The sequence below is a fragment of the Acinetobacter sp. WCHA29 genome (assembly GCF_002165335.1).
Classification (GTDB): domain Bacteria; phylum Pseudomonadota; class Gammaproteobacteria; order Pseudomonadales; family Moraxellaceae; genus Acinetobacter.
Genome location: NZ_NHRQ01000017.1, coordinates 15,939 through 30,692, shown reverse-complemented (window position 1 = coordinate 30,692; position 14,754 = coordinate 15,939). Strand labels below are relative to the sequence as shown.

The window sequence follows — 14,754 nt, the reverse complement described above, 5'->3', positions numbered from 1 at the left end:
TTATTTCCCCACAACCTGAATCACGATCAAGATCATCAATAACACCACTACACCGAGTGACATGCTTGATGCGTATTCACGCAATGAACCTGTTTGACGCGAACTTGTAAAGCTATTACCACCTTTCACAAGTGCAGGTAGCACTAACCATAAACCATCAATTGGATCACGACCTAAGATTTTCGCAATCAATAAATATGGTTTTACAAAAACGATGTCATACAAAGCATCAAAACCAAATGCGGTACGGCAAATATGCGCTAAACCAGAACCCAAAGACGTTTGAGCAAATGATTTAACCGCACCATACGCAAAGGCAAATAAGAAAATACCAACAACCAAACCAACAAGGGCAACACCACTTGCTAAATGTTCTGCATGTGCAACCGCTTCTTCTAAAGCTTCAGGAACAACAAAACTTGGAATACTTGCTGTCGTCAATAATTTTGCAACTGGCGCTTGAAGGAAATAACCAATACCTGTTGATAACACAGCGAGAATCGCAAGTGGTCCCCAGTAAGTCACGCCATGAATCGCATGTGCATGTGTTTTCTCTTCGCCGAAGAATACCACCCAGATTAAACGGAAAGTATAGATAGACGTTAAGAATGCACCCGCAACACCAACCCAGTACAAAGTATTGTAAAGTGGAAGATTTGCAATTGTAGACTGCGCGTATACAGCACCCAAGATCGCATCTTTAGAGAAGAAGCCAACAGTCACGATTGGAAGCGCGGCTAATGCACCACCACCAATCACAAAACACCAGAATACGAATGGAATCTTTTTACGTAATCCACCCATTTTGAAAATATTTTGTTCGTGATGACATGCAAGAATCACTGCACCCGAAGAAAGGAACAATAACGCTTTGAAGAATGCGTGAGCAAGCATATGGAATAAACCAGCTTGATACGCCTCAGCACCCACTGCCATAAACATATAACCGAGCTGACTCATGGTTGAGTAAGCCAAGATACGTTTGATATCGGTTTGAACCAATGCCGCAAAACCAGCAACAAGCAAAGTCACAGCACCTGTAATCGAGATGAACTGCATTACTTCTGGTGCCATTTCCATCACAGAGAACATACGGCAGCATAAGTACACACCCGCTGTCACCATCGTTGCAGCGTGGATCAATGCAGATACTGGTGTAGGACCAGCCATCGCATCAGCTAACCAAGTTTGTAATGGAATTTGCGCTGATTTACCTGCCGCACCTAAGAACAACATCAATGCTGTCCAAATCGACAATGATGAGCTTTGCGTCATCACAGTCGCTGCATGTTCAACAATGTACTGTGTATTCAACGTACCAAACTGTTGATAGAGCAAGAACAATGCGATGAGTAAGAAAACATCACCCACACGTGTTACGGTGAATGCCTTGATTGCTGCCCAACCATTTGCAGGGTTTGAGTAGTAGAAACCAATCAAGAGGTATGAACACAGACCTACGCCTTCCCAACCTAAGAACAATAACGCCAAGTTATCGCCGAGTACCAACAACAACATGCTGGCAACGAACAGGTTGAAATAAGAGAAGAAACGTGAGTAATCTTCTTCACCACGCATATACCATGATGCAAAGATGTGAATCAGGAAACCCACACCTGTGATCATACCAGTCATCAATAATGACAAACCATCGAGGTGCAAGCTGATGCCTGGCTCAAAACCGCCAACACTGAACCACGTCCATAAGTGTTGAACAAAAACAGTTTGGCCACTGCTGGTAAATGCAAGGCCAGCGATTAAAGCAAATAAGGCAGATAAACCAACTGAACCGACACCAATAATGGCAGCGACATTTTCAGACAGTTTGTTACGCCCTGCCGCTAACAGGATAAAACCAATGAGCGGGAATAAAACGGTTAAATATAATGTACTCATCCGCGCATCTCACTAGCAGCATCCACATCCAAGTGATGGAAGCGATGATAAAACTGAAGGACGATCGCAAGACCAATACACGCCTCGGCAGCAGCAAGCGTTAAGATCAAAATGAACATCACTTGTCCATCTGGTTGAGCCCAAACACTACCTGCCAAAACAAATGCCAATGCAGCAGCATTCATCATCACTTCAAGGCTCATTAGCATAAATAATAGGTTGCGTCGCACCATTACACCGTAAAAACCGAGTGCAAAAAGGATGGTTGCAACAATCAAACCATGTTCTAAAGGGATGTGTCCCATTATTCTTTATCCTCTTCTGCACTTGGTTCACGTTTGCCAAGGTGATATGCAGCAACTAAGGCTGCAAGCAATAACATCGCGGCAACTTCTACCAATAATAGATAGTGAGTAAATAATGCTTGACCGACTGCTTTAGGACCTACAATTTCTGTACCTAATGGTGCAGAAATTGTGGTGTATTCTCCACCCAACATCCAAACCAAAACCAAGCCCAATAAGAAACTCATTAATGCAGGATATGCCCATGCATCAGAAGTTAACCATTTACGTTCTTGTTCAACCGTATCTTGTCCAAGGTTCAACATCATGACCACGAAGACGAACAACACCATGATTGCACCCGCATAAACAATAATCTCAAGTGCACCAGCAAAAGGCGCACCCACGATCATGAAAATACCAGCAACAGCAAGTAAAGAAACGATTAAACTTAAAAGAGCATGTACGGGATTCGTATTTGTCACAACACGTATTGTCGATACGATGGCCACAAGTGCCATCAAATAAAATGGCCACATCATGGTAATAAGCTCCGTACATCAACTGGTGCACTTTCTTTTTGTGCCTGACCTTTTTCCTTACCATTTACTGCCATACCAGTGACACGGTAGAAGTTATAGTCAGGATATTTGCCTGGGCCAGAAATCAATAAGTTTTCTTTTTCATAAACCAAGTCTTGGCGTACATATTCAGCAAGTTCAAAATCTGGAGTCATCTGAATTGCAGTTGTAGGACAAGCTTCTTCACACATACCGCAGAAAATGCAGCGTGAAAAGTTGATACGGAAAAATTCTGGATACCAACGTCCATCTTCTTTTTCCGCTTTTTGTAATGAAATACAGCCAACAGGACATGCAACCGCACACAGGTTACATGCCACACAACGCTCTTCCCCATCTGGATCACGCGTCAAGATGATACGACCACGAAAGCGTGGAGGCACAATTTGTTCAGCTGGTACTTCTGGATATAAAATCGTGTCACGTTTACGTGTTACATGGCTAAACACCATCCACAACGAACGGACAATCGATCCAAATCCAGCTAGAATTTTATACATTTTGTACTCCTTGCTGTCCTAGGCCTGATTCATCAGAATCACAGCACCAGTCACTAACAAGTTGACCAACGCCAATGGCAAACAAACTTTCCAACCAAAATTCATCACTTGGTCATAACGTGGACGCATCAAAGAACCACGCGCCAATACAAACATCATTACAAAGAATGCTGTTTTAATCACGAACCAAAAAACTGGTGGAACAAATGGAATTTCTAAGTTAAATGGTGCAAGCCATCCGCCGAAGAATAACGTTACGATCAGTGCAGAGATTAAAACCACGTTTACGTATTCCGCAACGAAGAACATCCCCCACTTCATCCCACCATATTCAACGTGATAACCTTCCGCCAATTCTTGCTCAGCTTCTGGTTGGTCAAATGGATGACGATGCGTCACTGCAACACCAGCAATAACAAAGATAATGAAACCAATGAATTGTGGAATAACAAACCAAACATCACGTTGAGCTTCAACGATTTCACGTAGATTGAATGAGCCTGCAATCGCAACCACACCCATCAATGAAATACCCAAGAACACTTCATAAGAAATAGTTTGAGCAGCAGAACGAAGACCACCGAGTAACGAGTATTTGTTGTTAGACGCCCAACCACCAAATAGCACTGCATAAACTGCAATACCCGCCATTGCCATAAAGAACAATAGACCGATACTCATATCCGCAACGCCCAGTGTAGGACTTACTGGGATGACCATAAACGAAAGTACCGCAGTTGCCATCGCAACTGCTGGTGCTAAACGAAAAGTCAGCTTGTCGGCAAACTTTGGTGTCCAGTCTTCTTTGAACATGATCTTGAGCATGTCGGCAACGATCTGGAACATACCACCCGGACCAACACGGTTTGGACCATAACGGTCTTGCCATAACGCCAAGAGACGACGCTCAATAAATGACATTAACGCAGCAACCAAAACCACCACCAACAGGATCACAACTGCTTGAATCACTGAATAAGCGATTGGCCAGTTCTCAGCCCAAAGTGGCGTTTGACGTATAATTTCTTGATTCATGAATTACACTCCTACTGCCACAGACACAGGCTCTGCCAATGAAACGGTTGGTGCTAGACCAATTGGATAACCAATATAGCCTGTTGGTAAATATTCGATGACTTGTACAGGTAAGCTGATGCTCGTTTCGCCTGCTTTCACTGTAATACGTTGACCATCTTGAACATTTAAGCGCGTTGCATCTTGTTCACCCACGGCAAACATCGCTTCAGGAATACGTGATTCCATTGCTGGTGTTTTAATCGTGAATTCACCAGAACCAAAAATATGGTGCATTGGCACAAGACGGAAGCTTTCAGGATTCACAACCACGGCAGTCGGTGCAACATAGCTACGTGCAGGACGTTTTGCTAAGTGATCGAATAAACGTACACCCGAATCACCACCTTTTAAATGACCACCAACTTCATCTTGATACTTGTTCCACGCTTGTGGCGAGTTCCAACCCGCAGCCCATGCGAAAGGTACTAAAGACGATGCTGTCTGATTACCCACATAACCTTCCATAGAGAATGTTAATGCTGAATCTGGATCGGTTGGTTGTTTTGGCTCGTGAATCGATAACGGCGCACGCATTGCAGTACGACCTGAGTAACGACGTGGCTCACGTGCAATTTTCAAACCATGAACACGATAACCTGCATCTGGTGCAACATCTTGAATCGCTTCAAGTACTGGAACATTCTTCACGATGTCATCAATTACATCATCAAGCAATGTCCAATCGACTGCTTTACCTTTAAGACCTGTCTCAACGGCATGTAACCAACGCCATGATTCTTTGATCGCATATTCAGGCTTGTAGTAGCTTGGGTCATACACTTGATAGAAACGTTGTGCACGGCCTTCTTGACTCACTACAGTGCCATCACCTTCAGCAAAACTTGCTGCTGAAAGAACGATGTCTGCAAGCTTCACGGTCTCAGTTTCGCTGTGATCCAATACAATCACAGTCTCAGCCTTGTCAAATGCAGCTTTGATTTGAGCAGCAGGTAAACGACGGAACAAGTCATTTTCAACCACAACTACGGCATCATAGTCTTGTGCAAAAGCTTGTTCTAAACTTAAACCACCGAATAATGCTAGACCCATTGAGTTCACTTCAGGAACCGTCAAAGATAAACCAGCATTTTCACCAAGATTCTGTGCAACTTGTGCAGCAGCTTCCATAATCGCTGAGTCTTGCAAGCTTGTACCAGAGATAATCAAAGGCTTTTTCGCTGCTTTCAAGGTATCTGCAATGGTTTGCGCAAATGCTTTTGCATCATCAGCCAAACCAGAAAGCGCTTCGCCTTTAACAGCAGCCGCAACCGCGAAACCTAAACGTGCGATGTCATTTGGCGATGCAACTACTTCACCCGTTGCCACATCTGCTAAACGTGTTTGCGTTGCAGCAAGAATATAGATTGGAGATTTAGCATCTTGACCAATACGTTGTACAGGCTCTGCCAACCAATCGGGTGTACGTGTTTTCGCAGCCATTTCTTTGGCTTTATTTTTCGCAGCTTGGCGAACTGATAAAGCCATACGTGGTGCTGTTTGCGTTAAGTCTTCACCCAAGATCAACACCGCATCGTAACTTTCAATTTCACGCATATTCGGGTTGTAAATACCCTGTGTTTGCATGATTGATGCAGCTAATTCAACCAGATTTTGCTCTTTTTGAGACATACCTGTTGAATAATTGGCTTGACCAACAAGTTGGCGAAGTGCGTAGTTTGATTCCAAGCTTGCACGAGGAGAACCGATACCTAGAACTTTCTTACCTTTAAGCTGTGCAATGACTTGATCAAGTGCCTGATCAACACTCACAGTTGCAACAGTTTCACCGTTACGGAATTGAGGTTGGCGTGGACGATCTTCACGATTCACATAACCTGTACCGAAACGACCTTTATCACACAGGAAGTATTGGTTTACTGAACCATTGAAACGGTTTTCAACACGACGGATTTCGCCATAACGCTCACCCGGTGAGATGTTACAGCCTGAAGAACAGCCATGACATACGCTCGGAGCATATTGCATGTCCCACTTACGGTTATAACGTGCTGAATGCGTCTTATCCGTGAATACACCAGTCGGACAAACTTCAGTCAAGTTACCAGAAAATTCAGACTCTAAAGTTCCTGACTCTGGACGACCGAAGTAAACACGTGATGCATTGGCATAGACACCAAAGTCTGTACCACCCGCATAGTCTTTGTAGTAACGCACACAACGATAGCACGCGATACAGCGGTTCATTTCATGTGCAATAAATGAACCCAACTCTTGGTTATGATGGGTACGCTTCGTGAAGCGATAGCGACGACGATCGTGTTGCGTCATCACCGTCATATCTTGTAAATGACAGTGACCACCTTCTTCACAGACTGGACAGTCATGTGGGTGGTTGGTCATTAAGAATTCGACGATTGATGCACGAAAATCTGTTGCTTCTTTGTCTTCAATAGAAATAAAGGTATTGTCGGCAGCTGGTGTCATACAAGACATGACTAAGCGCCCACGTGTATCTTCCGCATTATTATATTGCGTAACAGCACATTGACGACAAGAACCAACAGAACCTAAGGATGGGTGCCAACAAAAATACGGGATGTCGATACCAAGGCTGAGACATGCTTGTAGCAAGTTTTCAGAGCCATTGACTTCATACGATTTTCCATCGACATGAATTGTAGCCATAGTCGAATTCCTTAAGCTTGTTCTACATCAAGAGCAGCAGCATGGGTTTTAACCTTTGCTTCAAACTCATGGCGGAAATATTTTAATGCGCCCATAAGCGGCTCCATCGCACCTGGTGCATGAGCACAGAAAGTTTTACCGATCCATAATTTACGCGTCAGTTCTTGTAAATGATCGATATCTTCTTTCTTACCTGTACCTGTTTCGAGTGCTTTCAGCGCTTTGACTGCCCAAGGTAAACCATCACGGCACGGTGTACAGAAACCACATGATTCACGTGCAAAGAACTCTTCTAAGTTACGCGTTGCAGAGACCATACATTGGGTTTCATCAACCACCATCAACAAACATGTTCCTAAACGTGAACCTGCTTTCATGATGCTTTCAGCGTCCATTGGCAGGTCAATATGTTCAGCCGCCAAGAAATCTGTTGATGCGCCACCCGGTAACCATGCTTTCAGTGTTAGACCGTCACGCATACCGCCCGCATGATCTTCAATCACTTCGCGCGCAGTTGTACCAAACGGAAGTTCCCAAAGTCCTGGGAATTTCACCTTACCTGATGCACCATAAATCTTAGTACCTGGATCTTTGGATTTATGTGCAGAAAGGTTGATATACCACTCTGGCCCACGCAACATGATTGCTGGCAAGTTATTGTAGGTTTCAACGTTGTTGACAATCGTTGGACGACCCCATGCACCAGCAACTTGTGGGAATGGTGGTTTAGTACGCGGATTGGCACGACGACCTTCAAGCGAGTTAATTAATGCAGTTTCTTCACCACAGATATAACGCCCTGCACCCGTGTGAACATACATCTCAAAGTTCCAACCAGTACCGAGGATGTTTTCACCCAAGTAACCTTTGGCACGAACTTGCTCTAATGCTTCATTTAAGTATTGAGCTGCTTCGATGTATTCACCACGAATGAAGATATAACCATGCGTTGCTTCAAGGGTATAACCTGCGATCAACATACCTTCGATTAATTGATGTGGAAGTTTTTCCATCAACAAACGGTCTTTAAAGGTACCTGGTTCCATTTCATCAGCATTACAGATCAGGTAACGTGGACCTGAATTGTCGTTTGGCGCCATCAGTGACCATTTGATCCCTGCTGGGAAGCCTGCACCGCCACGACCTTTAACTGTCGCAGCTTTAATCACGTCAAGTACATCTTTTGGTGGCATGCTGAGCGCTTTTTTGAAGCCTGCATAACCTTCTAAAGCTTCGTATTCATCAGCATTGCGTACTGCATCTTGCTTACTCAAACGCCAAGTGAGTGGATGAGTTTCTGGATTACCGTCGCCATAAATTGGTTTTGGTTCAGTATTCATACATACTTCTCCAATAACTGTTTAACTGATGACACATCCACTAAACCGTGAGTATCTTCATCAATCATTAACGTTGGACCTTTATCACAGTTGCCTAAACAGCAAATTGGGAGCAAGGTGAAACGACCATCTGCTGTGGTTTGTCCATACTGAATGCCTAACTCTCGCTGAAATGCTTCTGCTAAAGTTTCTGCACCCATCAAGAAGCATGCAATTGAGTCACATAACAAAATCACATGACGACCTACAGGTTGGCGATAAATACGGTTATAGAACGTTGCTACACCCTCTAAATCTGCCACACTGATTGTCAACAATTGCGCAATCGCATTCATTTGAGCGTCATCTACCCAGCCATTACGACGTTGTACGCATTTTAATGCATCCAATGATGCCGCACGTGGATATGGATAGTGATCAATATGGTGTTCAATCTCATGGATTTCTTCAGCAGTCAAAATCCCTTCAACATTCACACGAGGTTTTTTATCAGTCAAAATCATCATAATCGTTTACCCCTAGCGATCCACGTCAGCCATAACCACGTCAATGGTCGCCAAATAAATGATCAAGTCAGAAACCAAACTGCCATTAATCACAGAAGGCATTTGCTGCAAATGTGTGAAGGTCGGTGTACGAATACGAGTACGGTAACTCATCGTCGACTTATCTGAAGTCAAGTAATAAGTACTCGCACCTTTCACCACTTCAGTCATAAATGATGACTCACCTGCAGGCATGACAGGACCCCATGACACGCTCAAGAAGTGCGTAATCAAGGTTTCAATATCTTGTAATGTCTTATCTTTCGGTGGTGGAACTGCCAATGGATGATCCGCTTTATATGGACCAGAAGGCATATTATCCAAGCACTGTTGAATGATTTTTAGTGATTCAGTGATTTCACGAAAATGCACTAAAACACGCGCATATGCATCGCCTTCATATTCCACTGGAACATCAAAGTCGAAGTTTTCATAACCACTGTATGGACGATATTTACGAACGTCAAAGTCAATACCCGTTGCACGTAAACCCGTACCCGTTACACCCCAAGCCAACGCAGATTTAGCGTCGTATTGCGCAACATTGCGGGTACGACCAATAAATACTGAGTTTTTAAGTGCCGCAGTGTAGTACTCGTTCAAACGTTTTGGCATCCACTCTAGCAACTCTTTAACAAGTTTTTGCCAGTTGTTTGGAAGGTCATGCGCCGTACCACCGATACGGAACCATGCTGGATGCATACGGTAACCCGTGATCGCTTCAACGATATCATAGACTTTTTGACGGTCTGCGAACATATAGAATACAGGGGTCATACCACCCGCATCCTGAATCGCTGTACCACAGAATAATAAGTGGTTATTGATTCGGAATAATTCGTTTAACATCACACGAATCACTTGCGCACGCTCAGGTACTTTAATACCAGCAAGCTGCTCAACTGCCATCACATAAGGCATGTTTTGCGCACAACCGCCCAAGTAGTCAACACGATCGGTATAAGGAATAAATGAATGCCATGTCTGACGTTCAGCCATCTTTTCCACACCACGGTGGTGATAACCAATATCAGGTACGCAATCTTTCACTTCTTCACCGTCCAACTGCAATACCACACGGAACGCACCGTGTGCAGATGGATGGTTAGGACCTAAGTTCAAAAACATGAAGTCTTCATCAGCATTGCCGCGTTTTAGACCCCAGTCTTCAGGCACAAAGCGTAGGTGTTCTTGTTCAAAATCCTGTTTCGCTTGATTCTGCATATACGGCGTATATTCTGTCGCACGTGCAGAATATTCTTTACGTAATGGATGACCTTCCCAATAGGTTGGCAACAAGATACGACGGAGCATAGGATGCCCTGCGAAATCGATGCCAAACATATCGTAAGCTTCACGCTCGTACCAGTTGGCATTTGGCCAAATATTGGTTGCGGTTGGGATGCTTAAATCATTTTCATTTAAGGCAACTTTAATACGAATATCACTATTACGCTCAAGCGATAACAAGTGATAAAACACAGTAAAGTCTGATGCTGGTAAACCATCACGGTGAACACGTAAACGCTCATCAACCGCAGATAAGTCAAACAGCATTACATAAGGACGTTCCACTTTACGAAGGAACATAAGGACTTCTTGCACGCGTGCGCGCTCAACCCAGACTGTTGGAAACTCTTCAAAAGTCGCCTGCACATAGAAGTTCTCACCAAATTTGGTTTTGAGCTCTTCTACGATTGCAAATGCTGGGCGTGAATCAACTTGCGTTGACTCTGGCATAGCAATGTCAGTTTCAGCCATTGGCTTGGCTTCCTATTTAATACAAATTCTGGCAATTTTCCCGATGATCATGTCTCTTCAGACATGTCACAATTCATCGTTCAAATTATTTAATTTCATCCATAGAGCGTAAGTTTTTCACCGCAATACGTTCCGCATTTTTACGATCGCGTTCTGGCATCATCTTTGGCTTATACACAGGCTGAAGATCATCACCAATCACCGCTGAAAGTGGACGGCGCTCTAGTTGAATTTGGTCTTGAAGTAACATCAATGCTTGGATCAATGCTTCTGGACGAGGTGGACAACCTGGGATGTACACATCAACAGGAATAATTTTATCGACACCTTGTACTACAGAATAGATGTCGTACATACCACCAGAGTTCGCACAAGCACCCATAGAGATGACCCATTTAGGCTCAAGCATTTGTTCATACAAACGTTGAATTACAGGTGCCATTTTGACAAAGCAAGTTCCTGCAACGATCATCAAATCCGCTTGACGAGGTGAAGCTCGAATAACCTCTGCACCAAAACGTGATAAATCATGAACGCCAGTTAATGTAGTTGCATATTCAACGTAGCAGCATGATGTACCAAAGTTGAATGGCCACAAGGAGTTCTTACGCCCCCAGTTCACAGCTGTATGCAACACATCTTCAAGACGTGTCATCATCACACTTTTATTAACTTCTTCCTCTAATGGATCAGTTACGATCTGACGATCTTGCAATGGATATTGATCGGCATCTGGATTCGCACGGGTTAAAGTATATTTCATCCCGACTTACTCCTGTTCAAATGATGATGTAGTCGGTGTTTTAGACTTAACACGACCAGAAGACTGTGCTGGAATATGACCAGTAGGATCGACAACAAGCTCTTCAATATTATTGAATCGAGTAATGTCAGCAATATTCATATTCGGTGAACCAATTTTTGTTGTCACACCAGCAGATTTACGACGATCTACAGGTGCCCAATTCAGCGCACCTACAGAAATTGCATAAACCAAAGCAATCAAAAGATCCACAACAAAAATAACGACCGTGGTAAATCCAAACCAACCTACTTCACGAACTGATGTCGACCATGCGTAGAGGTAAAGAGCTTCCAAGTCAAAGACAACGAAGAAAATTGCAACTAAATAGAATTTGGCTGACAAGCGGATACGAGCACCGCCCGCACCAACTACACCTGATTCAAACTGCTCTTGCTTCGCACGCCCCCATGCTTTACCCCCGAGGAGTAAGGGAACTGTAAGCATAAAAACGCAAAGAAATGTAACGCCGATCACGAAGGCGATAATCGCCCAATCGTATGGAGTAATGGCACTCATGCGGGGATAACTCCTGGCAGGCCTATTTTTAACAAAGAATGTATGTATTGGCCTTCAAATACACCAAACACAAAATTAATCCCGCCAATTGTACCTGATTTCTAATTTCTCATGCTAGTTGAAGCGCTTTAGTCTTTAGCATGATTTTGTTGATTAATTTCCTGATACGACCTAGATCGCTACAAATTCACCCTTAAAAATCGAATTATCAAATCGACTAACCAATGTTAATCATTTTTTTCTTTATTATTGCGCCAAAAATATCCGCAACTTGTCATCAATGCTCAAAAATATTGCAGCATGAACTAAATCATTGCATTGATACAAATTTATGCTGAAAATTTAAACAAAATTTATATAATAGCCCGATCTAATTCCCCCAAAGAAAAGTGTCAGCATAGAGGCTGTTCATGCCTGTGCAGAACAGATTCGCAGACACATGAGCCAAACTCCTATTTCAATTGATCAATAGCAGCATTTTTTCATTCAGCTTAGCATTGGCCTGTGCATTTGCACGCCCGAAAATCACCAGCCGATTGAGCATTTATTCAAGAAGGCGGACAATGCGCTTTACCACGCAAAAAGATAGGGCCGAAATCAGGTTGTCATTTCGACATAATATGTTGCAATTCAGCTACATGCTTTAATTAACTTTATACACTATTTGGCTGAGAGATCGATATTCTAAAAGTAGCAAACAAGGAGAAAAATATGCATTTAGAATATACACATGACTCAGATTATTTCTTTTTTTCACAGCTGCTGATGCGGCACATTGAAAGTTATATTCGAAAACACCCTGATGCTGATAATGCAATTTTCGACCTAAGAGATATCTATGAAGTCTTTAGAGAAGACTTTGCGGCAACAACAACCAATCTTGAAAGTATTCTAAACATTGCTGATAGCTATAAAGTTGAAACATTAAATGGCGATCAACCATTGATTAAAATTTATAAAATAGACGTAAAAAATAATTCATTACTTTTGGATTTGAATATAGATGCACTGAATGGCTTAAGGTCTGGTCATCCATTAATCGAGCCTGATTCATCTATTCATGAATAAGCAATATTTATGCTTCATAAAAAATTAAAGCCAAAGCTTGATGCTTTGGCTTTCTTATATTCTTCATACAAGCTTAAATGAATTAAAACTATTTTTTTATGTTTTGTTTATAACGCTTCGCTGGCCATGTCATGGTAAAACGTGCGCCACCTAAGTTAGGGCTTTGGTCTACCATAATATCTCCACCGAACCAATACGCGATACGACTCACGATTGATAAACCCAAACCATACCCACCTGATGCGCGTGTACGACTATCATCCAAACGAGCAAAGGCTTCAAAAATACGGGCGCGCTCTTGCTCTGGAATGCCTGGCCCATCGTCCTCTACACAGACATATGCCTTACCATCAGCACGAACACCACCACTAATTCGAACTTTATGATCGCAATAACGAACGGCATTTCCAACCAAGTTTTGTACCACACGATGCAAATAGCGACGTTCAGCATCTACAGATAATGACAACGGCGGTGCAATTAACTCAATTTCTTTTTGAGTCTTCAGTGCTTCAGTTTCCATTGCAACCTGATCGAGTACTTCGACCAGCACAAGGTCCTCAAAGTCCAAAGATGGTGTACCCTGCTCCAGTTTCGCATAGGTCATGATCTCATCAATCAGGGTATTGAGTGCCTCAATATCCTTATCAATCATCTCCACCTGCTGAATACGGTAACTATAGTCATCCTCTTCTGCCAGCATCTCCATACCAAAGCGGATACGCGCCACAGGCGTTCTGAGTTCATGCGACACTGCGCGCATTAATTCCCGTTGCGCCTCAATCAGGCGCTGGATATGGTCTGACATATTGTTATAACTTGATGCCAAATTTGCCATTTCATCTGTGCCTTCAATCGGAACACGTAATGACAGGTCACCCGATTTCATTTTATTCAGGGCATGACGAACCTGACGAATTTTCCGCTCAAGCGGTAGAATTAAACCGTAAACACCTAGACTTAATAAGAATAAGCTAAATAAGGTAATACCTGCTGAAAGCTGAAAAGGCATCCAATTAAACATTGGAACTGGACCTAAGATAAGAACTTGTGCAGGATGATTTGGCATTGGAGAAACAATTGAAATCGTTGTACCACGTACAGTTGCACTATCCTTATATAACAGAATACTTTGGTCTTGACGTAAACGACCGATTTGCTCTGAATCTAGATTAATATCTTTAATATTGGCAATCGTAATCGGATAGTAAAAATGCTTTTTAATTCTTTCTAAATATTCACGCTCTTGCCCCGGATAAAAAATCAAATAATCCAGTACAAAAATTGGCAACGCCTTCATTTGGCGCTCGCCGAGCTTATCCACTTTGATATAAAGATAATGTTTCGCATCATCTTTCAGACCAATAATGATATAACCCACACCGTTATTGGCATCATAACGAACCACTGATTTCTGCTCAGCAATCCGCTTTTTCTCAGTACGAGAAAGCTCTACACGTGCTGCATCAACATAGTAGATTGGAAGTTCTAATAAATCGGAAGCATCAGAAATCCAATCTAGCTTTTGTTGTTTTTGAGGCTGTCGAGATACCCCCTCACTGATGACATATGAAATACCATCCGTCAGATATTCACGATATTCTTGCGCGCGTTGATAGTTGATGACCTGTACCAGCAAATAACAAAATGCGGCAACAACAACAACCAAAACCACTAATCCAGCATAAATTCGCAAGAAAATGCTGTTTTTTAGTACTCGACTTACCATAAGGGA

At 42.9% G+C, this 14,754-nt stretch carries 14 protein-coding genes; 2 read left to right on the top strand and 12 right to left on the bottom strand.

From position 1 onward, the window contains the following. The 11 genes from nuoL to ndhC form a co-directional block, all read right to left on the bottom strand. Positions 1-1,896, bottom strand: a complete 1,896-nt coding sequence (nuoL, locus tag CDG59_RS11210) for an NADH-quinone oxidoreductase subunit L (RefSeq protein WP_087545395.1) — start codon at positions 1,894-1,896, stop codon at positions 1-3. Continuing rightward, positions 1,893-2,201 (bottom strand): NADH-quinone oxidoreductase subunit NuoK, encoded by a 309-nt coding sequence (nuoK, locus tag CDG59_RS11205; RefSeq protein ID WP_004638057.1) that lies wholly within the window; start codon positions 2,199-2,201, stop codon positions 1,893-1,895. Before nuoK ends, nuoL begins: the two co-directional genes overlap by 4 nt. Beyond that, positions 2,201-2,719, bottom strand: a complete 519-nt coding sequence (nuoJ, locus tag CDG59_RS11200; protein ID WP_171063546.1) for an NADH-quinone oxidoreductase subunit J — start codon at positions 2,717-2,719, stop codon at positions 2,201-2,203. The genes nuoK and nuoJ overlap by 1 nt, the downstream gene beginning before the upstream one ends. Then, entirely contained in the window at positions 2,719-3,261 is a 543-nt protein-coding gene (nuoI, locus tag CDG59_RS11195; protein ID WP_004663751.1) for an NADH-quinone oxidoreductase subunit NuoI, read from the bottom strand. The genes nuoJ and nuoI overlap by 1 nt, the downstream gene beginning before the upstream one ends. 18 nt (positions 3,262-3,279) lie before the next feature. Next, positions 3,280-4,296, bottom strand: coding sequence for an NADH-quinone oxidoreductase subunit NuoH (gene nuoH, locus CDG59_RS11190; protein WP_004663752.1), 1,017 nt, complete (start codon positions 4,294-4,296; stop codon positions 3,280-3,282). A 3-nt stretch (positions 4,297-4,299) separates the two neighbouring features. Then, complete coding sequence (gene nuoG, locus CDG59_RS11185) at positions 4,300-6,984, bottom strand: NADH-quinone oxidoreductase subunit NuoG (RefSeq protein ID WP_087545394.1); 2,685 nt, start codon at positions 6,982-6,984, stop codon at positions 4,300-4,302. A gap of 11 nt (positions 6,985-6,995) precedes the next feature. Next, positions 6,996-8,324, bottom strand: a complete 1,329-nt coding sequence (nuoF, locus tag CDG59_RS11180; protein WP_087545392.1) for an NADH-quinone oxidoreductase subunit NuoF — start codon at positions 8,322-8,324, stop codon at positions 6,996-6,998. Next, the gene (gene nuoE / locus CDG59_RS11175; RefSeq protein WP_087545390.1) at positions 8,321-8,830 is read right to left on the bottom strand and encodes an NADH-quinone oxidoreductase subunit NuoE; all 510 of its coding nucleotides are present in this window, start codon (positions 8,828-8,830) and stop codon (positions 8,321-8,323) included. Before nuoE ends, nuoF begins: the two co-directional genes overlap by 4 nt. A gap of 12 nt (positions 8,831-8,842) precedes the next feature. Next, entirely contained in the window at positions 8,843-10,630 is a 1,788-nt protein-coding gene (gene nuoC / locus CDG59_RS11170; RefSeq protein WP_004914299.1) for an NADH-quinone oxidoreductase subunit C/D, read from the bottom strand. 85 nt (positions 10,631-10,715) lie between these two features. After that, positions 10,716-11,393, bottom strand: a complete 678-nt coding sequence (locus CDG59_RS11165) for a NuoB/complex I 20 kDa subunit family protein (protein WP_004638049.1) — start codon at positions 11,391-11,393, stop codon at positions 10,716-10,718. Positions 11,394-11,399: 6 nt separating this feature from the next. Beyond that, the gene (ndhC, locus tag CDG59_RS11160) at positions 11,400-11,951 is read right to left on the bottom strand and encodes an NADH-quinone oxidoreductase subunit A (protein WP_004663758.1); all 552 of its coding nucleotides are present in this window, start codon (positions 11,949-11,951) and stop codon (positions 11,400-11,402) included. Between the two features lie 484 nt (positions 11,952-12,435). Here ndhC and CDG59_RS15775 point away from each other — a divergent pair, with 484 nt between their 5' ends. Both CDG59_RS15775 and CDG59_RS11150 read left to right on the top strand, forming a co-directional pair. After that, complete coding sequence (locus CDG59_RS15775; RefSeq protein WP_413772672.1) at positions 12,436-12,540, top strand: diguanylate cyclase domain-containing protein; 105 nt, start codon at positions 12,436-12,438, stop codon at positions 12,538-12,540. Positions 12,541-12,662: 122 nt separating this feature from the next. Then, a complete protein-coding gene (locus CDG59_RS11150) occupies positions 12,663-13,019 on the top strand; it encodes a hypothetical protein (RefSeq protein ID WP_087545388.1) in 357 nt (118 codons plus the stop codon). Between the two features lie 88 nt (positions 13,020-13,107). On the opposite strand, the gene bfmS is transcribed toward CDG59_RS11150, so the two are convergent. Beyond that, complete coding sequence (gene bfmS / locus CDG59_RS11145) at positions 13,108-14,748, bottom strand: sensor histidine kinase BfmS (RefSeq protein ID WP_005158651.1); 1,641 nt, start codon at positions 14,746-14,748, stop codon at positions 13,108-13,110. Positions 14,749-14,754: the final 6 nt, after the last annotated feature.

Coding starts and splice junctions, on each gene's coding strand:
- nuoI (WP_004663751.1), bottom strand. CDS start 3,261: ATGTATAAAATTCTAGCTGGATTTGGATCGATTGTCCGTTCGTTGTGG.
- bfmS (WP_005158651.1), bottom strand. CDS start 14,748: ATGGTAAGTCGAGTACTAAAAAACAGCATTTTCTTGCGAATTTATGCT.
- nuoK (WP_004638057.1), bottom strand. CDS start 2,201: ATGGGACACATCCCTTTAGAACATGGTTTGATTGTTGCAACCATCCTT.
- nuoH (WP_004663752.1), bottom strand. CDS start 4,296: ATGAATCAAGAAATTATACGTCAAACGCCACTTTGGGCTGAGAACTGG.
- nuoL (WP_087545395.1), bottom strand. CDS start 1,896: ATGAGTACATTATATTTAACCGTTTTATTCCCGCTCATTGGTTTTATC.
- CDG59_RS11165 (WP_004638049.1), bottom strand. CDS start 11,393: ATGAAATATACTTTAACCCGTGCGAATCCAGATGCCGATCAATATCCA.
- nuoE (WP_087545390.1), bottom strand. CDS start 8,830: ATGATGATTTTGACTGATAAAAAACCTCGTGTGAATGTTGAAGGGATT.
- ndhC (WP_004663758.1), bottom strand. CDS start 11,951: ATGAGTGCCATTACTCCATACGATTGGGCGATTATCGCCTTCGTGATC.
- CDG59_RS11150 (WP_087545388.1), top strand. CDS start 12,663: ATGCATTTAGAATATACACATGACTCAGATTATTTCTTTTTTTCACAG.
- nuoJ (WP_171063546.1), bottom strand. CDS start 2,719: ATGTGGCCATTTTATTTGATGGCACTTGTGGCCATCGTATCGACAATA.
- nuoC (WP_004914299.1), bottom strand. CDS start 10,630: ATGGCTGAAACTGACATTGCTATGCCAGAGTCAACGCAAGTTGATTCA.
- nuoG (WP_087545394.1), bottom strand. CDS start 6,984: ATGGCTACAATTCATGTCGATGGAAAATCGTATGAAGTCAATGGCTCT.
- nuoF (WP_087545392.1), bottom strand. CDS start 8,324: ATGAATACTGAACCAAAACCAATTTATGGCGACGGTAATCCAGAAACT.